This window comes from Candidatus Limnocylindrales bacterium, from assembly GCA_035559535.1.
GTDB lineage: Bacteria > Moduliflexota > Moduliflexia > Moduliflexales > JAUQPW01 > JAUQPW01.
The window spans coordinates 98,827-122,179 of sequence record DATMBG010000042.1; the positions used below are offsets into that span (position 1 = coordinate 98,827).

Genomic DNA, 23,353 nt, shown 5'->3' on the forward strand with positions numbered 1-23,353 from the left:
TATGATGCAGGAGCTATCTATTTGTGCTCAAATTTTCAGCAAAATTTTCTTCTCCCAATACGAAAACTTGGCAAGGTTACTCCAGCTTAGTTAACGTTTACGTAAATGTCAAGTTTTTTTAGAAATTTCTCTCCACATCTTGAGCACCAGCTGCCAACTTACCCAGGGTCGATGAGCCGATCCGAATCCAAAGATGTCTCTGTTCCTGCAAAAATAATCAAAACTTGTGCCACCCTTTTAAACCAGGGCCCGGAGGGGATAGATCTCCAGCAGGAACAAGCCTTCAGGTAAGGGAATTCACAAGGGCCAGGTCGGGGATGGAGGGTCTGATTCGGGCCAGCCTACAACCTGTCTCGAATTTACTAAAGAGCCGGGCTGTTTTATTTAGGATTCTAGAAAAACCAGAAATCAACTATTTCCAGGGGATCGCTCTGGAGAAGAAGGTTGGTCAAAATGTCAACCCTGCCTGTCAAAGTTTAACATTTTGTCAAGGCAATGAGGTTTTTTCTAAGATAACGAGCGATGATCCATCCATCGAGATACTTAAAGGGAAAAGTGCCGCTGGTATAATGGCCACAGGGAAGAAAAAATTTGTCATGGGGAATACCCAGTCGGTGGTATTCCTCGAAGAGTTGTTGAGCCAGGTAAGGGAGAAAGGTTAAATCGTATCTGGCGGAAATCAACAGACCGGCTTTAGAGAGGCCTTGCAATTTATGAACAAAGGGTAAGGGGCTGATCACAGACCAAAAGGTCCGCAGCTCCGGCAAAGAGACGTACCCTTCCAGGCCTTTACGAACATGTTGAGTGGTAATCCCCGTCCAAACCACGTCTGCAAAGTAACTGGATACATGATTAAAAGCTCCAACTCTAAGTCGGGTATCATGGCTAAAAGCGAGGAAAGCGATGCAGGACCCGATACTGGTTCCTGTAACCCCAAGATAGGAATAACCCTGTTGTTCCAGCCAATTTGCTGCTAATCGAACTTCCAAGACTGCCTGACGGCAGGCTTGAATGGTTCGTCCGATATTAGGGCTTACCAGGTAGTCGGCCCGTTGGAGATGGGCAGGTTTTCGTTTTTCGTGATAAGGTAACGTAAGTCGTAAAGCCGTCAATCCAAAGTAATTCAGTAACCGGCAAAGTCCCACATGACTTTCGGAATCTGCATTCCACTGAGGGATAACAATAACGGCTTTACCTTGGGAATTTACGGGAAAAAAGCGTGCATAGACCGTATTGTTAACCTGATGGGGAGTTTGAATGGGGCTGGGAAAAGTAAGCTCGTTCCCATGGAGGATGTATTCCTTAACCGGAGGAGGGGTATAAAAAGGGGTACTGTGGTTCAAGATTTTTGCAGCGTAAGCACGGAGATACTCTCTAGGGGAAAGCGATGGGAGGGAATCATTTCCATCGATCCATTCCAGACCCCACTCAAAGGGTAACACCCTACGATTTGTATCTTTTTGAGAACAGGCTATTTCCCGGGCGTGGATCCACTTCCGTATCATCTGTACGTACCCTGGGCTGTGGGTGGAGGATTAAGAGTCGCAGGTAGCCCCACGATCCTCCACCCACAGCCTGCCAGCTTTTCACCTGCCACTGATGGTCATTTCAGCAACTTTAAACGTGGGACTTGCAATAGCTCCCATAAACTCCAGATCATTTCCGACCATGGTGATATTTTTCATCATTTCTTCCATATTTCCGGCTACGGTAATCTCATGGACAGGGTAGGCTAACTCTCCGTTTTCAATCCAGATTCCATAGGCGCCGCGAGAGTAATCCCCGGTTACCATGTTCGCACCCATACCCATCATCCAGACAAGGTAGAGTCCATTTTTTACACTGGCGATGATTTCTTCCGGCGTATGGGGGCCGGTCTGAAGGAAGAAGTTGGTCGGTCCAATGGTCGGGGTACTGGAATAATCTCGTACGGCATTTCCTGTTGGAGAAGCCCCTACTTTACGAGCTGTGTAGGTATCATAGAAATACGTTTTCAGGGTTCCCTTTTCCAGGACGATTTTTCTCCGTGTGGGGACCCCTTCTCCATCAAAAGGTCGGGATCCCAATCCCCCCGGTAAAGTTCCGTCATCGATTAAAGTGACCAAATCCGAAGCCACCTTATGGCCCAGTTTTCCGGCTAAAAAGGAGGCTCTTTTATACACGGCATCCCCATTCAGGGCACCAAAAATAGCCTGCCAGAAAGAGGCACCGGCTTGGGGATCGAAGACCACGGGAACTTTTTGGGTTTTTACTTTTCGGGCATTGAGCATGCGTACAGTCCGATGTGCGGCTTTTCTTCCTATGGACTCCGGGCCGGCCAGATCCTTAAAAAACCGCTTATGGGACCACCACCAACCCACCTGTTTACGTCCCTGTTCCTCGGCGACGGTGGTACAGCTTAATTCCACAGAGGTGGTCGTATAACTGCTCAAGAATCCTCGAGAATTGGCTATTATAACGGTACCGATATGATCCCGGTACCTGCTTTCTTCGGTATTGTTAATCCGGGTATCGTAAGCAAAGGCAGCTTTTTCCATATCCCGGGCCATTTGGATTTTGGTTTCGTCCTCCACCTCTGCTAGATGTGGGTCAAAGAGATTTAATTCAGGGAGTTCTGTAACCTTCTCTTGGGGGAGTCCATGGTACTTATCGGGGGTACTCTCCCGGGCCAGAGCGAGGGTCTTTTTAACGAGATTTTCCAGAGCATCCGATGAGAAATCGGAAGTATAGCCAAATCCCAATCGACCTTCCACAAAAAGACGAAGACCCAACCCCTTGGAGGCTGCCCGTGTCAGGGTTTCTATGTCTCCCTGATGGATGTTTACCTCAAATCTGTCTCGATAGTGTAGATATACTTCAGACTCTGTAGCTCCCAGCTTTTGGGCCTGGGCTACCAGATCCTCTGCCAGATGTTTATAATCCATACAGAAACTTTAGGCTGCAGACCATGGGGTAGCTTTCTACTTTTCCACCCAGATTCACTGCCCAGGGTCCATGGCTACATGGCCGTTCCTCCTACGGTCATTTCTGAGATCTTCACCGTAGGCAATCCCACTCCCACGGGTTTTGACTGACCGTTTTTTCCACAGGTACCGATGCCGGTATCAAACTCCAAATCATTCCCTACCCTGGTGACTCGGGTCAGAACATCCGGGCCGTTTCCGATGAGGGTAGCCCCTCGAACCGGTCTGGTAATATGACCTCCTTCAATGAGATACCCTTCGCTTACTTGAAAGACAAAGTTTCCCGAGGTAATATCTACCTGGCCTCCTCCCAGGGTTTTGGCATAAAACCCCTTCTGAACGGATCGAATGATATCTTCCGGATCCTCTTCTCCGGCCAGCATAAAGGTATTGGTCATGCGAGGCATGGGGATATGGCGGAAGGATTCACGACGTCCATTCCCGGTTAATGGATGTTTCATCAAGCCAGCATTTAACCTGTCGTACATATAATCTTTTAAAATACCTTTTTCGATAAGTACCTTTCTTTGTCCGGGTATACCCTCATCGTCGATATGGATGCTCCCGCGTTTTCCGGCCAGAGTTGCATCGTCCACCACCGTGCAGAGTTCAGAGGCCACTTTTTGACCGATTTTACCGGTATAAAACGAGGTTTTCTTTCTGATGAAATCCCCCTCCAATCCGTGTCCAACCGCCTCATGTAAGAGAACTCCACTCCATCCGTGATTTAGGACAACCGTTTGAATTCCAGCCGGTGCCTCTGCAGCAGTCAGTTGCACGATCGCCTGGCGGGCTGCTTCCCGTGCAATGGTTTCCGGGGTAAACGTGGTATAAAAATCAAATCCAACCAGACCCCCTCCACCATAATAACCCCGCTGCCGAATCCCCTTATCTTCAGCCAGAGCCGTTACATTCAGGCGACAGATGGTTTGTTTATCCTCGGCCCAGAGCCCGTTGGAGTTGACAATGATAAGGTCTTTGGTGATATCTACAAAGCTGGCCATGACCTGAATAATACGTGGATCATAGGCCTTTGCAGTGGTGTTGGCACGCCAGAGAAGATCCGATTTCTTTTTCACCTCGACCCCATCCGGGGGAATCTTCACCAGGTAATAGGAAGGGCCTTCATGCTGAATTTTTGAAATATTCACAGGTCCTATATCCCGCTTCGGCGAATCGGCAATGAGGGCAGCCGTTTTGGCCGCTTTTTCCAGATTCTCGTAGGAAAAATCGTCGGAATAGGCATATCCTGTTTTCTCTCCGGATATCACCCGAATTCCTACCCCCTGGATGACCCCACTGCTGTCTTCCTTAATCTTATCCTCTTCTAAAGCAATGGTATTCAACACAGTGTGTTCTATGTAGATTTCCGCAAAGTTTCCACCTCTGGAAAGGGCTATTCCTAGTAACTTTTCTAACATCGTCTGGGGTAATCGATATTCCATGTTATCCTCCTTTTTTAAGATGCCAAAGCGCTATTATATTATATTACCCCAGAAGGGGAGGATGCTAGGGATTTCATAAATTCTGGTTCTGGATAAAGCCTGAGATTTTTCTTGAAAGGAAGGGAATCCTTTGATAAACTGAAAGCAAAATCCCGGCCCTGAATCCCCAGCAGGAGGGACCAATAAATCTGCTCATCTTAAGGAGGGAAAAAACCTTTAGGGAAAACATCCTCTATCAATTCCAGGTTGAAGGGTTTCATAAAGCTGTATCCCGTTCGCCCTGGGGGAGGAACTGTATCGTTTATGGCTTACTTGGATTCGAAAGAGATCTTAGATAGGTTTGTGGAAACCTATTTAGAAGAACAGCGCATGATTGCACAATTGAAGGAGCATACCCGGGAGATCCGATATGATTTTCTCCGCAAAAAGGCAGAAAAAATCGTAGAAGAAGATCTCATCCACACGAAATTTCTGGAAGAAAAAATTAAAGAGAGGGGTGGATCTTTACCTGCTGCGCCGGCAGTTGTGATAAGAGGTGGTTTTTTGCGGGATAAACTGGCCTGGGATCTCAGAGATAAGCAGATGTTAGAGGCCCGGTACATTGAGCTGGCTAACCAGATCCTGGATGAAGAGGAAGAGTTGGGAAAGGCCTTACGGAAAATAGCGAGGGAAGAAAAGGAGCATGAATCTTTATTGATGGAGATACTTATGAAGATAAACCCTTAACCGATTTGGGGTTTACCATAAATTTTTTCCTGCCGGTTTGACACTTTTTTCTTGCCAGTTTGACCGGATTTCGCCTAATATATCCTCAAATCTTTTTAGTGCCTTGAATTTTCCTGAACCCACTTCCTAAAAAAGGAGAAGAGGTTATGAAAATGACTGGACCCGCCGCTATTATGAGTAAAGTTATCGAAGAAACCCTTTCCCCAAAAGAAGATGAAGAAGAGAAGATCGGTTATATTCGTCCCTCCTCCCTGGCCAAGGGGTGTGTACTTTATGTGGCAATGGAATTGTTGAAAATGCCTAAGGAAGAGATCGATACCCGGGTCAAACGGATTTTAGAGGCCGGCACTTCGGGTCACCTTCGAATCGCCAGATATTTCTCTAAGATAACCGTTGCCAAAGAGTTACCCTTTATCGATGAAGAATACCGCATTAAAGGTCAATGCGACGCACTTATTTACATTTCACCGGATTTAGATGTGGAACAGAGTGGATTTTATGTGGTGGAAATTAAAACAACCAGTTCTGCCGAATTTGACAGGATTAAGGAAGCCGGACAGCCCAAAGAAGAACACGTCCTGCAATGTCTGATTTATATTTGGGGACTTACCCGCTATTATAAATCGATTCCGATCCGGGGAGGGATTATTTATTATGAAAACCGGGATACTCTGGACTATCACCTGTTTAATGTGGGATATGATGAGAGTCGGTTACTTCCTCTTTTGACCCAGGTCAAAGCGATGCTGCCGGATTTAATCATTGAGGGGAAACTTCCCATGGATGCCCATCTTCCTCTGGATCATTGGGGACATGAGTACTGTCCTTATCTTTCTATCTGTGAAGTCGGTCAGGAAGCCCTGAAACTCAAGAAAGAGAAAAAACCGGAAATTCCAGATCGGGTTCTGGCCGAGATCATTGGAATGCGGATTGTAAAAAAACAGCGTGCTAAGGAAGAAAAGGCTAAATCCCGCAAGACCCCCCGGACATTGGAAGAATTATCCTCTGAGTTTAACTGGGAGTAATAAGGAGGAGATAGACAAAAAAGTTACCTGGAGTTGGATGGGTTTTCCTTGCTTTTTGGTGGTAATTTAAATAAGATAATCTTTAAGGAAGCAGATGAGAAAGGTAGGATACGTAGGAAATGGCAGATGAAAAAACGAAAAAGCAGTGGACAATTCTAGAACTTATTCAATGGACCACCCATTACTTCCAGAGCAAAGGTATTCAAAGCCCTCGCTTAACTGCCGAGCTTTTATTAGCTTATACCTTAGGGGTTGAGCGTATCTCTCTTTATATCCACTATGATAAGCCTTTGAATTCCAGGGAATTAGCCGCATTTAAAGAAAATATTCAACGTCGGATCCGGAGAGAGCCCACTCAATACATCACCGGTAAACAGGAATTTTGGTCTATGACCTTCAAAGTCACTCCGGATGTTTTAATTCCACGTCCTGAAACCGAATTACTTGTGGAAACAGCTTTGAGGCTTTTTAAGCAGCCGGCTCAGACGGCAGATCCCTTGTCCGGCCCCCTTACCCTGGCCGATATAGGGACCGGAAGTGGTAATATTGCTATTGCCCTCGCAAAGGAATTGAAAAATTGTGTGATCTACGCCTCTGATATTTCTGAGAAAGCCCTGGAGGTTGCCCGATATAATGCAAAGAACCTTTTAGAAAATCCTGATCAGATTATCTTTCTGAAGGGAGATCTCTTACAACCCTTCGAAAAACCCGACTCAATTCAGGTCGAAGGGCTTGGGATACGATCCCCGTATCGGGAAGGGACCGGTTCTTCCGACAAGGTGAAATTTAACGGAATTCTCTGTAACCCTCCCTATATCTCAGAAAAAGATTATGCCAGATTAGCCCCGGAGGTGGGTCAGTATGAACCGAAGATAGCTTTGTTGGGAGGAAAAGACGGATTATCCTACTATCGTCGACTCTTTTCTACCTCGGCAGGACATCTTTTTACACCGGGGTATCTGATTCTAGAAATGGGATTTGGTCAGAAAGAGGCCATCCTGCAGATGATAGAGCGTACACCTGGGTTAACTTTGCAGGAAGTCGTAAAAGACTATGCCGGTATAGATCGGGTTGTTGTGGCTCGTAAGGTGGACGATGCCCGACCATGAAAGGGGAAAAATGAGATCCACGAATTATTCTAAAAGTCACGAAAAGCTCGAGGATATAACCTTCGTTATATTTGACTTTGAGACCACAGGTCTTTATCCCTTACAAGGAGATAAGATCTGTGAGATCGGGGCGGTTAAAACCATTGGTATGAAGACGGTGGATCAGTTCAGTCAACTGGTAAATCCGCTCCGCCCCATTCCTCAAGAAGCTTCCAAATTTAATGGTATTACAGACGCTGTGGTTCGAAAGGCCCCTGTTCTTGGGGAAGTCTTACCCAAATTTCTGGATTTTATCGATCCCGACGCGGTTTTGGTTGCCCATAATGTGCCGGTAGATCTCAGTTTTTTCATTGCAGCTTTGCAGGAACTGGAGCTGAAACCCCTCAAAAATCTTGTCATCGATACGCTGTATCTTTCCAGAAAACTCTACCCCCATTATCGCCATCACAATCTGGATGAGCTGAGGTATCGGTTTAAGCTGGGTTATTCAAATGTCCACCGTGGACTTGGAGATGCCCTGGCTACCCGGGACCTTCTCTGGATTTTATTAGACGATGTTATGGACACGGGAGATGATACGTTTCAAGGAGTCCTCCGATTCCACGGCCTTCCCTATCGGTTTCCCAAAATCAGGGATATGGTAGCCCACCTGTATTCTTCAGATCTCGCGGAAAAGCTAGAAACGGCTATGCTGAATCATCGGGCCCTGCTCTTGGAATATATTTCTCCAGGTCAGAGTACTTCCCGTTTGGTCGATCCCTATTTCCTCTTACAGTTGGGTAAGCACTGTTATTTGAGAGCTTATTGCCATCTACGGGGTAAAATGAGTACTTTTCGATTAGATCGGATTTTGAAAATGGAGCTGACCGATGTCATTTTTACCAAAGACCTAAGTCTCTATTAACGTAGAGTCCGTTGTCTTCTGTCGGGGAGTGGATTATCCATTTTATCCCAGACAACAGCCAACGGACAACCTTATGGATAAAATTCTGATCCGGGGGGGTAAATCTTTAAAAGGTGTTGTAGAACCCAGTGGGGCGAAAAATTCAGCATTACCCATTCTGGCCGCGACGTTACTGGCCGAAGGAGAAAGTTGTATAAGAAATATCCCCCGGCTGCGAGATATCGATACCTTCACTTATCTGTTAAAACACCTGGGAGCCCAGATCATCTATCGGGAGGCCGAGGTCGGTTCGGAGACCCAGATCCCTTCAGGAGATCCTCGCGACCCGGAGAGAAGACCCCCCTTGCCCTTACTTTACGTGGTTACAGATTCCGTAAATAACTTTGAAGCCCCTTATGATTTGGTACGAACCATGCGGGCTTCGGTTTTGGTACTGGGACCTTTGCTGGCCAGATTCGGAAGAGCTCGGGTTTCTTTACCGGGAGGATGTGCCATTGGAGCCCGTCCTATTAATCTACACCTCGAGGGGTTAAAACAACTCGGTGCAGAAATTACCTTACAACACGGTTATATAGAGGCTAAAGCCGGTCGATTAAAGGGTACCGATATCTATTTAGACCTTCCGACGGTTACCGGAACAGAAAATATCATGATGGCCGCAACTCTGGCAAAGGGTCGAACCGTAATTCAAAACGCAGCCAGAGAGCCCGAGGTAGTAGACCTGGCAGAGGCTTTAAATAAAATGGGGGCTCACATTTGGGGAGCCGGTACCCAAACCCTTGAAATAGAAGGTGTATCCCATCTTACCCGTTTGGATCATACCATCATGCCAGATCGTATCGAAACAGGAACGTTTTTAGTGGCCGCTGCCATTACCAATGGAGATATTGAGATTAAAAATTGCCGTCCTGAAGACCTCTCGGCTGTTATTGCCAAGCTTCAAGAAGCCGGGGTTTCCATTGACCAGCCCAGTCCAACCTCCCTGAGGGTAAAGCGGGACGGTGAAATTAAAGCTGTTAATGTTAAAACTCAGCCCTATCCGGGATTTCCTACGGATATGCAGGCTCAAATCATGGCCCTTATGTGCCTCGCTAAGGGTTCCAGCGTAATTACCGAAACCATTTTTGAAAATCGGTTCATGCATGTCCTGGAATTGCTTCGTATGGGGGCACAGATTCAAATCACAGGGAATACTGCCGTGGTACTCGGAGTTCCAAAGCTGAGCGGTGCTCCGGTCATGGCCACCGATCTCAGGGCCAGTGCTTCTCTGGTCTTGGCTGGACTCGCTGCCGAAGGGGAAACCCTTATCTCTCGAGTTTATCACTTAGATCGAGGATACGAACGAATCGAAGAAAAACTCTCCAGATTGGGAGCCGATATAACCCGAATAAAAGATAGAGGATGAAAATAACCCGGTTATTTATCCCAACCTTGAGTATTCCTTAGACTGAAGAGATTTACTATATCCGGCCTGCCAAGTGTCCAAAGACCGGGGTCTGGTGAAAATTAACTTTGAGTTTATTTAGTCCTTGCTTTTATTGCCTTCAACATAGAAACGAATCAATTGGCAATTTGTTTCTTTTAAAGATCCTGTAAAATTCGCCAGAATCCAGTTTTTAAGTTGTTTTCGCCAATTTCCCTACCTGTCAACGCATTACGGCAGGCAGTCGAAACACCAGGAGTAACAATCGTGTTTAGATTGTACCAGACCGGCGTGTGTGCTTCCCTTCCACCTGTGGTTCGACGTAACTCACCACGGGTGGAAGGAAGGTGAGACAGGAGAGGGATGTAGGGATAAGGGCAGACGGGTTGTTAAAAGTTAACTTTACCATGTTCTAGTAAGAGAGGGAAAGTATAATTCCTTTCTCTGATTATTCAGCAACTGCTCAATGTCGGTTATCCTTCCTCTTTAGGTTTTTACCCCATATCCGATATACAACATGGATAAGTCCTCCCGGGAAAGCTTAAACTGAACATCATCCCGGCGAAATAATCCCCGCCACAGGCTCATATTCGGAACAAGACCGTGGGTTTCCATATTCTGGATGCCCTGGGCTGCCATCAACTTTATTAATCTGGGGAGCGGAACCAGTTTTTTAAATTGATGGGTCCCTTTGGGAATAAAACCACAAAGATATTCACCGATAAATTTTAGAACCAGCAGAGATTTCAAGGTCTTATTGATTGTATCGTATAAGAAAAGTCCTTCGGGTTTTAAAACCCGGCTACTTTCTGCAATCACCCGATCCAAATCTTCTACATGCTCCAGAAAATCAGAGCTAACAATGGCATCAAAAACCCCGGAGGGGAAAGGAAGGTTTTCGGCCTTACTACAGACCAAGCAGGTTTTGGTGAGATGGGGTCGGGCAGCCTGAAGGGCACTGGGAAGTCGATCTAGGGCATAGAGTTCGATTCCTTCAACTTCCAGAGCTGAAGAAAGAATCCCACCCCCACATCCTAACTCGAGTACTTTTCGGCAGGAATGCCGTTTCAATACATGGAGAAAATAGGTGGATCGAGCCGGATTCATCCGGTGTAGTCCCCCCATGGGACCTTCCGGGTTCCACCACTCATCTTTTAGAGAATTGAATAATTCGAGATCTCGCTCCACTTTACAATGCCTTTAACCGTCAACTGTTCTATCCCTCTACTTTCCTGGGGTCCTTCTCTGGCCCTCAGGTAGGAGCAGGTTTCAAACTTATTCTTATTTTAAATACAAATGGGTTTTACAAAAATTCCAGAATCCTTATCAAGTTCCTCAAAGGATAACTCAAAATATAAATATATCAAAAGATTCTCCCGTGTCATGGGTTATTTATCCTAGATAGTCATTAATTTTATCTCGTAGAGAGGAAGGTACGTAAAAGTCCTTTTCCTTATAGTGAGCAGTGAGGGTTTATCCCTTTTCATTCTTAAAAACCTATTCCCATGAGGTCCCGGGGGTCCTTGGTCAGGATCACCTTGACAGGAGGTATCGTAATAAATACCTTAAAAGGAGGGGAGCTGTTAAAAATTTATTTACAAAGGAGGAGAATCCTACGATGAAAAAAATAATTCCCTTACTTGGGATGGGTATCTTTATGTGGATGGAGTGGGTGCCCCCTGAGATTTCGGAAGTATGGGCCCAGATGAGTTCGGCCCAGACGAACGGACAACGTGTATCACCGGTTATTCCTCCAAATCCTTCCTCTGTAACCCTTCAACCGTTGATTCCTGTGAATCCCTCTTCTCAACCCCTTCGACCCATTACCCCTTCCAGGCCGTCTGCCGTTCAACTTCAGCCGGTGATTCCTGCGAATCCCTCTTCGCCACCTCTTCAACCCGTTATACCTCAGACCCCGTCCGTTACTCGACTTCAGCCGGTGATTCCTGCGAGTCCCTCTTCGCCACCTCTTCAACCCGTTATACCTTCTGGACCTGCGTTGGTTCCAATTCAGCCGGTGATCCCGCAGATCCTGCAGCCGGTTCCAGGAATTCCGGTAGATTTCGGATTTTTATTAAGTCCCATACGAGGGAGCCTTTTTCAGGCAAGTACCAATTCCAGAAGCGGAAATATCGCAGTGGCGGGTCAACAAATTCAATCCGCACTGGCCGAATTAAATTTACTCCAACACCAGGTCCCGGCTGTAGCTCCTCAGGTTCAGCAGGCCCAAAGTAACTTGAGGGAAGCCTTACAACTCCTGGATCGAAACAGGCCCGATGAAGCCGTCCGGTCCATCCGACAAGCCGATGAGATTCTCACGTCTATTTTAAACCCGGATTAACAAAAAGATGGCAAACGGCGAATAGCGATGCCTACTTGCAATTCGCTATTCGCCATTGGCCTTTACAAGGCCGTGAACTCCTATCGATACTTATCCCAGATTTATGATCAATGGGAAAAACTCATGGGAGCTTCCTTTAGTATGCTGATTTTCCCTAAGCTCCAACAGGTCCTGGAAAGAACCCATCGCCCCATACAGAAAATGGTAGACCTGGCTTGCGGGACCGGAACCATGGCTATCGCCATGGCGAAAATGGGCGTGGAGGTAATCGGAATCGACCTTTCAGAAGGTATGCTGGAAAAAGCCAGGGCAAAGGCCAAAAAGGCCGGGCTCTCCATCCCCTTCTTCTGCCAGGATATGCGTTCCTTTAGCCTCACAGAAAAGGTTGACCTTGTAACCTCTTTTTACGATAGCCTCAATCATCTCCTGACTCCGGAAGATCTCCAACAAACCTTTGATGCAGTTGCCAGAAATCTCAATCCCGGGGGTCTGTTTATTTTCGATGTTAACAATAAAAATTGCTTTGAAAAATTGTGGCAGGGGACTTCGGTATTCCATCATGAAGAATTTACCCTCATCCTTGAGAATACCTTCGATGAGAAAAGCTTCCGGGCTCAGAGTCTTTCCACCATATTTCGTCGTAAGGATAAAGGACCTTTGTTCGAGAAGGCCACAGAACTTTGCGAGGAACGGTATTATCCCGATGAAGTTATTTATAACGGGCTAAATAGGGCGGGATTTAAAGTTTTGGAAAAGGAAGATTTTAATCCTTTTTGGGAGATTATTTCCATAGGGCCAGTGAAAGAGTTCTGGATATGTGAAAAGCAGCGTTAAGGGTCTGGAATCAAAGGCCGGCAGGGAAAGGAATCTGCTAAATCCCGGGTTATTCTGAATGCCGATTCCTGACCTTTCTTCTAAAATTCCTCTTCTCCGACTTCTTCTTTGGCCAGGGCATCTTGAGCTTTTTGGAGTTCCTCTTCCCGAAGGGCTTTTTTCAAGATTTTACCGGTTGGTGTTTTTGGCAGGGAAGTTCGGAACTCGAAGTATTTAGGGTTTTTGTACATGGCGATCTTTTCATGGCAGAATCGTCTGAACTCTTTTTCGGTCGCCGTGACCCCTTCCTTTAGGGTAATAAAGGCCTTCGGGACTTCCCCCCGCTGTTTATCGGGAACTCCAATAACTGCGCATTCGGCCACTTTGGGATGGGTATAGAGAACCTCTTCCACTTCCCGGGGGTACACGTTCATCCCTCGAACGATGAGCATGTCTTTTTTACGATCTACGATGTAGATGTATCCCTCCTCGTCGATCTTAACCAGGTCTCCGGTATGTAGCCATCCCTCCTGGAGGGTCTTGGCTGTTTCCTCAGGTTGATTATAATACCCCACCATAACCGTATCCCCTTTAACGAGTAACTCTCCTACCTTGTTGGGCGTCTCGATACTGTTTCCATCTTCATCTATGACCTTAATCTGGACCCCCTTGATGGGTAATCCTACGGATAGAGGTTTTCGCTTCCCATGGAGGGGATTGACGCTAACACCGGCCGAGGCCTCAGATAAACCGTAACCTTCCAACAGGGGAATTTTAAATTTTTTTTCAAATTGTTTTAGAACCTCCGCAGGAAGGGCTGCAGCGCCTGAAATACAAACCCGAATGGGATTAATCCAATGGAAGAACCTGGGAACTTTTGCAGTAACCAGGGCGTGGTAAACCGGAGGGATTCCTACTAAAACAGAAACCCTGGAGAACAAAATAGTATTCACAACCCGTTTGAAAGGTTTTACAGAGGTTAAAAGGATAACCCGAGCTCCTTGACTGAAAGTAGCCAGTGTACAGTTGATAAACGTGTAAGCGTGGAATAAGGGGAGAAAAACCAAAACACGATCCCGATGACTGATCCGGATGGCATCGATATTGGCATCAATAGCCGCCAAGAGGTTTTTATGGGAAAGCATGGCCCCTTTGGGTTTCCCTGTGGTACCCGATGTATAGTGGATCACAACCACATCTTCTTTTCTCACCCCAAATTTTTCTTCAAGCTCCAGAGGTTCTTTATCAAAGCGTTCAAGGGGAATAGCTCCCTCCACCCCATCTTTTCCGCCCACCATAAGGATAGATTTTAATTTCGGCAGATCGGATCGGATCGGCTTAACGAGTTCAAATAACTCGGGGCTGGTTACAAGGGTGGAAACCTCACAGTCATTCAAAATGAATTTGACCTCTTCGGAAGATAAAAAAGTGTTGATAGGTACGTTGATTCCACCCAGTTTAGAAACTGCAAAATAGGTGAAAATAAACTCCGGACAATTAGGAAGAAGAATCGCAACCTTATGACCGAATCGAACCCCCAGTTTATTTAAACCATTGGCAATCTGGTTGACCCTCTGGTTCATCAGCCGATAGGTAAACTTTTTTCCTTCAAAAATAAGACCCTTTCGCCGGGGATGTTCCGCAGCAATCTCCTCTAACATGGTCCCTAAAGTCATAGAGGGATCTTGAAGATTCATAGGTTTCTATCCCCGAAGGGTATGGGGGTATGGGGGTATGGGGGTATGGGAGTATGGGAGTATAAGTAATTATTCTCCCACACTCCCATACTCCCATACCCCCATACCCCCACACTTTCCCACTCCCATACCTTTCATAGCCCTTCGGGGAGGCTCTGTCTCTTTTCACCTGAGTTCTCTTTTGAGAATTTTACCTGTAGGCGTTTTGGGTAGAGATTTTCTGAACTCGATATAACGAGGTATCTTATATCTGGCCAGTTTTTCCATACAATATCGTCGGATTTCTCGTTCAGTCAGGGCAGCACCTTCTTTAAGGACGATAAAGGCTTTGGGTACCTCTCCGCGCTGTTCATCCTTTACCCCGATCACGGCACATTCTACTATCTGGGGATGGGAGAGCAGGACCTCTTCGATCTCCCTGGGGTATACGTTGATCCCTCGTACCAACAGCATATCCTTCTTTCGATCTAGAATGTAGAGATACCCATCTTCATCAAGCTTTCCTATATCTCCCGTTAATAACCAGCCATCTCGAAGGACACTTTGAGTTGCTTCAGGTAAGCGGTAATATCCAAGCATGACATTGGGGCCTTTAACGGCGATTTCTCCTTCCTGTCCCACCGGAAGATCATTTCCTTCTGCATCGACTATCTTGACCTGAACCTGGGGTATAGGCAGGCCTACCGAACCTACCTTTCGGACCCCTTCTAACGGGTTAACCGAAACAACCGGAGAGGCCTCCGATAAACCATAGCCTTCGAGCAACGGAGCTCCGAATTTCTTCTCTATCTTTTCAATGGTTGCCGCCGAGAGTGGAGCCGAACCCGAGATAAAAGCCCGAATGGCATGAAGATATTTAACAATCCAGGGTACTTTTCTCTCGGCCAGAATATTGAAAACCGCCGGAACCCCTACAAAAATGGTCACACGGTCCCATAAGATGCTCTTTTTTATTTCCTCCAAGGACTTTACCGATTCCAACAGGATGATTCTGGCTCCCCCATATATGGGGGCTAAAACACAAACCGTAAAGGTAAAGGCATGAAAAAGTGGTAAAAACAACAGGAACCTATCCCTATGGGAAAATTTAAATGCCCGGATGCAACTCTCGATATTTGAATACAGATTCTTATGGGACAACATAACTCCCTTGGGATGACCGGTTGTACCAGAGGTATAAATTAAAACGGCCAGATTCTCAGGATTTAGCTTTTTTCCCGGAGATACAGGGAGTTCAGCTTCCATTAACCTGTTCAACGAAAGAAATTCTTTCGAGTCGTCATCCATCAAGATTGTGTATTTTAATGACAACACCTGAGGTAGTATGGGTTGAAGGGTTTCTAAAAATTTTTTAGAAGTAATTATCGCCTTGAGCTGGCAATCATTCATAATATAGGCCAGCTCTACGCCGGTCAGAAAAGTGTTAAGAGGAACGACAACTCCTCCGGTTTTAAGAATGGCGAAATAGCTGATAATATATTCCGGCTTATTCTCAAGAAGTATACCAACCTTGTCCCCTTCCTGTACATCCCGTTTAAGAAGAGCCTGGCTTAATCGATTGACGGCTTCATCCAGTTGCTTAAAGGTTATTTTTTGCTTGCCGAATTTAATCGCTATGTGATGCGGGAATCTTTCGGCAGTTTCTTCCAACATCTGACCTAAGATCATGTTAACCTTTATATTTCTCCTGAAAAAGATTTATATTTGGTTATACCCTATAGCTAAGGAATTAAATTAAGATAAGATTAAATAGAGTTATTAACAAGAAGTCAAGGAGAAAATTTGAAAGGCCTGAGAACCTTCTTGTCCCTGAGGCATTTTGTTTTCTACTTGACAGATCCGGGTCGTTATTATATTCTGTTTCAAGACTATAGGGAGACAAGATTATCAAGATTATAGGGAGAAAGGTTTAACTATCGGGAAAGGGAGTTAACATCATGGGTATTTCTGCCGAAGATAAAGGTAAAGGAAAACGCATTATCATGCAGTTTTTTAAAACCATGGCTCACGTACAAAGAGCCCTTTTAGTCCTTTTTGAGAAGGACGAGTATCAGGGAATTCAACGTCTGTTGCTGTTGTTAAATCCTGAAAGTAAAGTGGAAATTGACTCGATTGACAACCTGCGCAGAGGGCTAAGCATGATTTTGCAACATATTTACTCCCTCCCCTTTGAGGATAAAGAAGGGCATTTTCTGGAATTGATGCGATGTAAATCCCATCAGGAAGTCCTCCAAAAAGAAAAAGCGGCTTTTATTGATTATTTTCTGGGCAATCAGCCCGTGTTCAAGAGTTATTTAAAACAAGTTGCCGTGGAGGATGGAAACTATTATGTTTTCAATCAAATTTGTAAAGAACTTCTCAACCGTCAGGAAGAAGTGAAAGACTTAAGGACTTTTAAAAGCAGCCTGAGGGATTTGCAGAATATATTGGCCAGGCGCATGGCTAATGGAAGTAGTGAGGAAGCTATTCTGGAGGATTTAAAAAAGAAAGTTAAAGAAGCCCCTGCTTCTGGATCTGTCTCGATTCCCAAACCAGGGTTCTCTGCCTTAGAACTCGTTCCCGACAATAAATCTCCCCATACCGGTGAAGAGGCCGGTAAATATAACTCTTCCCTGGTATCTGAACGTGCCCCATCGCTTTCCCTACAGCCTCCTTCTGAGGAAGAAAAACGCCGGGCCATAGAAACGATTCTGAATGGACCTAAGTATGAACCCCTTCGAAGGCTTCTACTTAAAACGGTTGTAGAAGATCCCCAATTTCATACTTTTCAAAGTTATCTCAATAATATCCTGCCTCCGCCAGAACGGATTGTGGCCAGAGATTTAGATTCCTTTTCTAAAGGTCTCCAGAGGATTAAAGAATTCAGAGATAATCTGGAAAGGGAGTTAAGTTAGAAGCGTCCTTGGGTTATGAAGTAATCGAGTTTTAACCCTGGCGAATCAAACCGGATTTCATCGGTAGATAAATCTTCTGGGGTTACCTGCAAGCATGTTTCACAAGATTTTAGTAGTACAGACGGCCTTTATCGGGGATGTTTTATTGACAACCCCCCTGCTAAAGGCTCTTCGTCAACTCTTCCCATATACTACCATCTCGGTCCTTGTTCGGCCCCCCTCCCAATCCTTACTTAAAAATAATCCCGATGTAGATGAAATTCTCATCTATGACAAGCGGGACTCCGATAAAGGAATCAAGGCTTTCTTTAGAGTTGTCAAAGAACTCCGGAAGTCCAATTTTAACCTGGCCTTATCGCCCCACCGCTCCTTACGAACCGCCTTGCTTTTATGGATGGCTGGAATTCCTAAACGAATCGGATTCAAAACCGGATTGGGTCAGTATTTGTATCACCATAGAGTTCCTTTTCGCTCCTATAAGCATGACATCGAACGTAATCTTTCTCTTTTGGCTCCTTTGACCTTGACTCCCAAGATTTTTTCCACAGAGATGGTCCTTCCTGTAATCCAGGAGGATCAGGAGGCTGCCGCCCAACTTCTGGAAAGGGCGGGTGTAGATTTAAAGAGAAAACCTCTTATTGGAATCAGCCCGGGTTCCATATGGCCGACCAAAAGATGGATTCCGGAGAAATTCTCGGAATTAATTCCCCGACTCATAGAAAATTACCGGGGAACCGTCCTTCTTTTAGGAAGCAAGGAAGACCTTGACCTTTGCAAGAAAATTTCTTCTCAATGTCGATTTAGCTCGGAGGATCAACGTCGTTGTCTGATCAATCTGGCCGGCCAGACAACGCTATCGGATTTGGCTGCAATCATCGACCGATGCGATCTCTTTATCACCAACGACAGCGGCCCGATGCATATTGCATCGGCAAGAAAGATTCCTACCGTCGCTATTTTTGGCTCTACGGTACCCTCTCAAGGCTACGCACCTTTACATAAAAAAGCCGTTGTGGTTGAAAAAACGCTTCCCTGCAGACCCTGTGGGGAGCACGGACGCAAGAAATGTCCCCAGGGTCATTTCCTCTGCATGAAAGCCATTACGGTAGAGGATGTTTTAGGAGCTGCCGAAAGTCTCCTGGGTATTTAAAAAGACAGGAAGATGGAGTAGGGGAGTGTGGGGTGTGGGAGTAGGGAGGTGTGGGAAGTAGGGGCGGAAGGCCTTCCGCCCCTACTTGGAGATCTGCCGGTTTTCCCTTTCCCCACTCCACCCCCTTCCCTCCCCGCCTGCGGGGAGGGAGAGAGGGGCCAGGGGGGTGTTGGGGTTAATAAAGTAATTCCTTCTGGTCTTATGCTGGTGCTTGAGTAGGGGCGGAAGGCCTTCCGCCCCTACTTAAAAAAGGCGGGCACAGTATAGGGAAAAAACCTGTTATCCCTATAAGAAAAGCTTGCATAAGGTCACCCCACTGCGGCTAACCTTCTTAACCCGCCTATGGAGTCAGGGGGTCAGGCGAGAAAAAATCTAACATAGGGGCGTACGGCCGTACGCCCCTACTCCCCGACCTTCATACTTCGGAGATGAATATCGCTCACATAACAACAGAGGTTTCATGGCGAGGTGGAGAGGTCCAATTGTTTTATTTGTCCCTGGGTCTGGCCCGAAAAGGTTACACCAACTTTCTCATCACCCCGCCTGGAAGTGCCCTGGCCGGGAGAGTTGAAGCTCTTGAAGAACCTTCCTTAAAGCCCCATCTGAAAATCATTACCCTTTCCATGAGGGGAGAATGGGATGTTCAGGCCGTCTTTCGGATGGCTCAAATTTTACGTCAAGAACAGGTTCACATCCTCCACATGCATACGGCCCATGCGGTAACTTTGGGTTCTCTGGCCGGTAAAATTGCCCGAATTCCCGTCTGTATCCTCTCCCGCAGGGTTCAATTTCCCCTTCGCTCCCGATTAAGCCGATTCAAGTATCAATGGGGTATCGACAAAATTATAGCCGTTTCCCATGAAGTCCGAAGTCAGCTTCTGAGAAGTGGAATCGAGGAAGATAAAATCATTGTAATCCCCAGTGGGGTCGATTTAGTCAGGTTTAATCCCCGGATCCTATCCGGCCGATTACATCTGGAACTCAAGCTTCCTGAAGATGCCTTACTGGTGGGTGTCATAGGATATCTCTCTCCCGAAAAAGGTCAATCTTTGCTGATTCAGGCCGTTCCCGAGATCTTGAAACAGATTCCAGAAGTCAAAGTTATCCTGGTGGGGGATGGTCCCTTGCGATCAGCCCTTCAAAGCCAGATCAATACCCTGGGTTTAAATCAAACCGTTTATTTGTTGGGATTCCGGTCGGATATTCCTGAAATTCTGGCAGATCTGGATATCCTTCTCTCAACCTCTTTCTCTGAAGGCTCTCCAGGCACTGTAAAGGAGGCCATGGCCCTGGGAAAACCGGTCATAGCCCTGGATACAGGTGGGGTCCGGGAACTTATTACCCATGGAGTTGAAGGAATCCTGATTCCTTATCGGGAAGCTGCAAAGGGAGGTTTTCATAAAGAACTCGTGGGGGAGCTAGCCGCTGCAGTTATTGCCTTGCTGAAGGATAGGAAGAAAAGACAACACATGGGCCAGGCCGCCGTCAAGAAAATCCAGGCCTACGGCATGGATAAGATGGTCGAAAGGACAGAAGCTCTTTACCTGGAAATTTTAAGAAAAAAGTAGGGACGTAAGGCCTTACGCCCCTACAAGAACACGGTAAAGTCACTGTAACCGTTACAACGGTAAATTCTTCCTTGACTTGTACGGGCGTACGGCTGTACGCCCGTACTTATTAAGTATATGTCCGCTTTATCTGTAACCCTCATCACCTATAACGAGGAAAATAAGATCGCCGACGCCCTGGAAAGTGTTAAGTGGGCAGATGAAATCGTTGTTGTCGATTCTTTCAGTACCGATCGTACCCTGGAGATTTGCAAACGTTATACCGATAAAGTCTATCAGATTCCCTGGCAGGGCTATGTAGTTCAAAAAAACCTGGCCCTGGAAAAGGCATCCCATGAATGGATTTTAAACCTGGATGCCGATGAGCGGGTCTCTCCGGAACTGGCAGAGGAAATAAAGAGGGCTTTACAAACCGATGAGTTTGACGGTTATTATATCCCGAGGCGGGTTTTTTACCTGGGAACCTGGATCCGATATGCCGGCTGGTACCCGGACTATAAACTGCGATTGTTTAAGAAGAGCCTGGCCAGGTGGGAAGGACCGGGCATCCATGAAAAGGTGGTATTAAAGGGAAGGGTCGGCTACTTGAAGGGAGACCTTTACCACTTTTCCTACGATAATTTAGCTCATCACGTCAACAAGATTAACCAGTTTACCACCATTGCCGCTGAACAGATCCGAAAACCCGTTCGAGGTCATACCATTTTTTTGAGGGCGCTTTTTGCTTTTTTCAAGAAATATTTCCTTAAAAGAGCTTTCTTAGAGGGAACCCGGGGCCTTATTATAAGTGGAATGTCCGCTTTTCAGGTATTTATTAAATATGCCAAGATGTGGGAACTCTCCCAAAATCCCAAAGGGCATGGGGACACGAAACCATGGGAACTCGGGAAAATTGATAAGGCGCGGGAGCAGGAGGACTTGGAAAGGCAATGAATTATCTTCCACCTCCCTGTCTTTAGTCCTAAGAAAATGAACCTTCTTCAGATCATCAATGTCCGCTGGTGGAACGCAGAAGCTTCCTATGCCTTGAATTTATCCAAAGGTCTTCGGGACCGGGGACATAAAGTAACCATCCTGGGCCTTCCCCATAGTCCGGTTATACGCCGGGCGGAGGAAGAAAATTTCCCGATCCTTACCTCCTTTGACCTGTGGGGTTTTAATCCCTATACGCTCTACAAGGGATTCCGCGGATTTTTGCGCTTCCTGAATCAGGAAAGATTCGATGTGATCAATGCCCACCGCTCGGAAGGATACTGCTTCGTTGCCCTGGCTGCTAAACTGGCTCAAAATAAACCGGCCCTGGTACGAACCCGGGGGGATATGCGTCCGGTCCGAAATAACCCCTTAAACCGATTCTTGTATGGAAAATGGACCGATAAGGTGATTACCTCTGGGGAAGTCATTCGAAGGAATCTATGCCGGGATCTCTTTCTTTCTGCTCATCAGGTTCAAACCATCTACGGGAGTGTAGATCTCCAAAGATTTCATCCTTTTTTAGATGGAAGGGTGAAAAGAAAAGAACTTACCCTTGAGGAAAACGTCAAACTTATCGGCATCATCGGAAGAGTAGGATACATCAAGGGGCATCAATATCTTATCGCAGCGGCTTCCAAGATTATTCAGATAGATCCTTCGGTCCGATTTTTATTGGCGATTAAGGAAGAAGATGAAGACATTGTGCGACTCAAAGACCTCATCGGGCAACTCCATCTTTCCCCTTATTTTATCCTGACAGGGTTTCATCCGGATATTGAGAAGGTCATGGCGGCATTGGATATAGGTATTGTAACTTCTATTGGATCAGAGGCCAATTGTCGGGTAGTTTTAGAGTTGATGGCATCGGGAAAGCCAATCGTAGCTACCCAGGTTGGAATTATTCCAGAGGTTATCGATAACGGCGTGAATGGAGTGCTGGTACCTCCTAAAAATTCAGAAGCCCTGGCCGAGGCCATCGGTTTTCTGTTAAAAAATCCGGAAAAAGCCCGCAGTTTAGCCCAAGAAGCCCGTAAAACCGCCGAACGTAGATTTAATATCCATCGCCTGGTAGAGGAAACCGAGGCGGTTTATCGGGAGGCTTTAAAGGTCAGGCTGGTAAGATAAGGACGAAAATTTCTAAAATGTTGGAAGCCCATAAAATACTCGTTATTCAACTTCGTCAGGTAGGAGATGTCCTTCTCACTACCCCCGCTTTGAGGGTCTTGCGGACCTACTATCCCCATAGCCATATAGCTTTTCTGACGGAAAGAGCTTCCGCTCCTCTGGTCAGGAATAACCCTCATCTGGATGAGGTGATTATAAGAAATCGCTACGGTTCCTGGCGGGAAGAACTTGAACTGATCCGTCAGATTCGCCGTCAGCAATACGATTTGGTCCTTGATTTCTTCAGAAATCCCCGAAGTGGCTGGCTTACGCTTCTCAGCGGAGCAAAATATCGGGTGGCCAGCTACCATCCTCTCAGGGCTTTTTTTTACAATATTACACCCAAAATTCAGGCCGGCAAAGGCTATGCCACTCTGGATAAGCTCGCCTTGTTAAAGGCCATCGGCCTGGAAGGAGATCTCACTCCGCCCTATCTGGAAGTACCCGAAGAAGCCAGGGCTTATATCGAGGAATTTCTCGCCGCTCAGGGCATCTCTAAGCCTGACTTGGTCATCACTATCAGTCCTACAAGCCGAAGGCAACATCGGAAATGGATACCGGAGAAATATGCCCAATTAGCCGACTGGCTTTCAGATACCTGTGGAGCTAAAATCATCTTTCTCTGGGGACCCGGAGAAAAAGAAGAAGTGGTATCGATCCTCAAAAAATGCCATCGTCCCCATATCCTGGCCTGTCCTACCGACCTTCTTCAACTGGCTGCTCTGTTGGATAAAAGCCGGCTTCATATCGGAAATGAATCGGCTCCCCGACATATCGCGGTAGCCAGAGGAACCCCCACGCTAACCATTCTGGGACCGACAAATGAAGCAAACTGGACCTACCCTTCGCCTTTCCATCGGGTGGTCTATGAATCCGTCTCCTGCCGACCCTGTGAAAAGAAAAGTTGTGCCTACCAGATGGAGTGTATGCGATATCTGACGGTAGAAAAGGTAGCCGAAGCCTGTAAAGAACTTCTTGAACAGATAAGGAGTGAAGACTAAGAGAGGGCTTCTCTACCTGCTGAAGGCTGAAGGAGTAGGGGCGTAAGGCCTTACGCCCCTACGTTCTTAAATCCCCAACTTGATGCAAAGGTCTGCGACCTTGCAGATTTATAATATTGGCATTTAGATAAAGTAGGGGCGTAAGGCCTTACGCC

The 23,353-nt window shown here is 46.4% G+C and carries 19 protein-coding genes; 13 read left to right on the plus strand and 6 right to left on the minus strand.

Features of this window, described 5'->3' with window-relative positions:
* Positions 1-476 precede the first annotated feature (476 nt).
* From VNM22_15420 to tldD, 3 genes are all read right to left on the minus strand, one after another.
* On the minus strand, positions 477-1,505 hold the full coding sequence (locus tag VNM22_15420) for an alpha/beta hydrolase family protein (protein ID HWP48553.1): 1,029 nt from the start codon (positions 1,503-1,505) through the stop codon (positions 477-479).
* Between the two features lie 81 nt (positions 1,506-1,586).
* Positions 1,587-2,924, minus strand: coding sequence for a TldD/PmbA family protein (locus tag VNM22_15425; protein ID HWP48554.1), 1,338 nt, complete (start codon positions 2,922-2,924; stop codon positions 1,587-1,589).
* 74 nt (positions 2,925-2,998) lie between these two features.
* Positions 2,999-4,408 carry a metalloprotease TldD gene (gene tldD, locus VNM22_15430; GenBank protein HWP48555.1) on the minus strand — a complete coding sequence of 470 codons (1,410 nt, stop codon included), beginning with the start codon at positions 4,406-4,408 and terminating at the stop codon, positions 2,999-3,001.
* 303 nt (positions 4,409-4,711) lie between these two features.
* Between tldD and VNM22_15435 the strand changes: the two genes are divergently transcribed.
* The 5 genes from VNM22_15435 (at position 4,712) to murA (ending at position 9,577) form a co-directional block, all read left to right on the plus strand.
* Positions 4,712-5,134: a hypothetical protein gene (locus VNM22_15435; GenBank protein ID HWP48556.1), complete on the plus strand. Its 423-nt coding sequence runs from the start codon at positions 4,712-4,714 to the stop codon at positions 5,132-5,134.
* 146 nt (positions 5,135-5,280) lie between these two features.
* Positions 5,281-6,159 carry a PD-(D/E)XK nuclease family protein gene (locus VNM22_15440; GenBank protein HWP48557.1) on the plus strand — a complete coding sequence of 293 codons (879 nt, stop codon included), beginning with the start codon at positions 5,281-5,283 and terminating at the stop codon, positions 6,157-6,159.
* A 119-nt stretch (positions 6,160-6,278) separates the two neighbouring features.
* Entirely contained in the window at positions 6,279-7,268 is a 990-nt protein-coding gene (gene prmC, locus VNM22_15445; protein HWP48558.1) for a peptide chain release factor N(5)-glutamine methyltransferase, read from the plus strand.
* A 10-nt stretch (positions 7,269-7,278) separates the two neighbouring features.
* Positions 7,279-8,172: an exonuclease domain-containing protein gene (locus VNM22_15450; GenBank protein ID HWP48559.1), complete on the plus strand. Its 894-nt coding sequence runs from the start codon at positions 7,279-7,281 to the stop codon at positions 8,170-8,172.
* A gap of 73 nt (positions 8,173-8,245) precedes the next feature.
* Positions 8,246-9,577, plus strand: coding sequence for a UDP-N-acetylglucosamine 1-carboxyvinyltransferase (murA, locus tag VNM22_15455; GenBank protein ID HWP48560.1), 1,332 nt, complete (start codon positions 8,246-8,248; stop codon positions 9,575-9,577).
* A gap of 504 nt (positions 9,578-10,081) precedes the next feature.
* Here murA and ubiG read toward each other — a convergent pair.
* Positions 10,082-10,783, minus strand: a complete 702-nt coding sequence (gene ubiG / locus VNM22_15460) for a bifunctional 2-polyprenyl-6-hydroxyphenol methylase/3-demethylubiquinol 3-O-methyltransferase UbiG (protein ID HWP48561.1) — start codon at positions 10,781-10,783, stop codon at positions 10,082-10,084.
* Positions 10,784-11,213: 430 nt separating this feature from the next.
* Here ubiG and VNM22_15465 point away from each other — a divergent pair, with 430 nt between their 5' ends.
* Together VNM22_15465 and VNM22_15470 are read left to right on the plus strand one after the other, a co-directional pair.
* Positions 11,214-11,936: a hypothetical protein gene (locus VNM22_15465; protein ID HWP48562.1), complete on the plus strand. Its 723-nt coding sequence runs from the start codon at positions 11,214-11,216 to the stop codon at positions 11,934-11,936.
* A gap of 27 nt (positions 11,937-11,963) precedes the next feature.
* Entirely contained in the window at positions 11,964-12,770 is an 807-nt protein-coding gene (locus VNM22_15470; protein HWP48563.1) for a class I SAM-dependent methyltransferase, read from the plus strand.
* An 80-nt stretch (positions 12,771-12,850) separates the two neighbouring features.
* Here VNM22_15470 and VNM22_15475 read toward each other — a convergent pair whose 3' ends face one another.
* Positions 12,851-14,446, minus strand: coding sequence for a long-chain-fatty-acid--CoA ligase (locus VNM22_15475; GenBank protein ID HWP48564.1), 1,596 nt, complete (start codon positions 14,444-14,446; stop codon positions 12,851-12,853).
* A 165-nt stretch (positions 14,447-14,611) separates the two neighbouring features.
* Positions 14,612-16,114: a long-chain fatty acid--CoA ligase gene (locus tag VNM22_15480; protein ID HWP48565.1), complete on the minus strand. Its 1,503-nt coding sequence runs from the start codon at positions 16,112-16,114 to the stop codon at positions 14,612-14,614.
* Positions 16,115-16,383: 269 nt separating this feature from the next.
* Here VNM22_15480 and VNM22_15485 point away from each other — a divergent pair, with 269 nt between their 5' ends.
* The 6 genes from VNM22_15485 (at position 16,384) to VNM22_15510 (ending at position 23,198) form a co-directional block, all read left to right on the plus strand.
* The gene (locus VNM22_15485) at positions 16,384-17,340 is read left to right on the plus strand and encodes a hypothetical protein (GenBank protein HWP48566.1); all 957 of its coding nucleotides are present in this window, start codon (positions 16,384-16,386) and stop codon (positions 17,338-17,340) included.
* 94 nt (positions 17,341-17,434) lie between these two features.
* Positions 17,435-18,490, plus strand: coding sequence for a lipopolysaccharide heptosyltransferase II (gene waaF / locus VNM22_15490; protein ID HWP48567.1), 1,056 nt, complete (start codon positions 17,435-17,437; stop codon positions 18,488-18,490).
* A 428-nt stretch (positions 18,491-18,918) separates the two neighbouring features.
* Positions 18,919-20,058: a glycosyltransferase gene (locus VNM22_15495; GenBank protein HWP48568.1), complete on the plus strand. Its 1,140-nt coding sequence runs from the start codon at positions 18,919-18,921 to the stop codon at positions 20,056-20,058.
* Positions 20,059-20,175: 117 nt separating this feature from the next.
* Entirely contained in the window at positions 20,176-20,991 is an 816-nt protein-coding gene (locus VNM22_15500) for a glycosyltransferase family 2 protein (protein ID HWP48569.1), read from the plus strand.
* Between the two features lie 36 nt (positions 20,992-21,027).
* Positions 21,028-22,158 carry a glycosyltransferase family 4 protein gene (locus VNM22_15505; protein HWP48570.1) on the plus strand — a complete coding sequence of 377 codons (1,131 nt, stop codon included), beginning with the start codon at positions 21,028-21,030 and terminating at the stop codon, positions 22,156-22,158.
* Positions 22,159-22,175: 17 nt separating this feature from the next.
* A complete protein-coding gene (locus VNM22_15510; GenBank protein HWP48571.1) occupies positions 22,176-23,198 on the plus strand; it encodes a glycosyltransferase family 9 protein in 1,023 nt (340 codons plus the stop codon).
* The last annotated feature ends 155 nt before the right edge of the window (positions 23,199-23,353 follow it).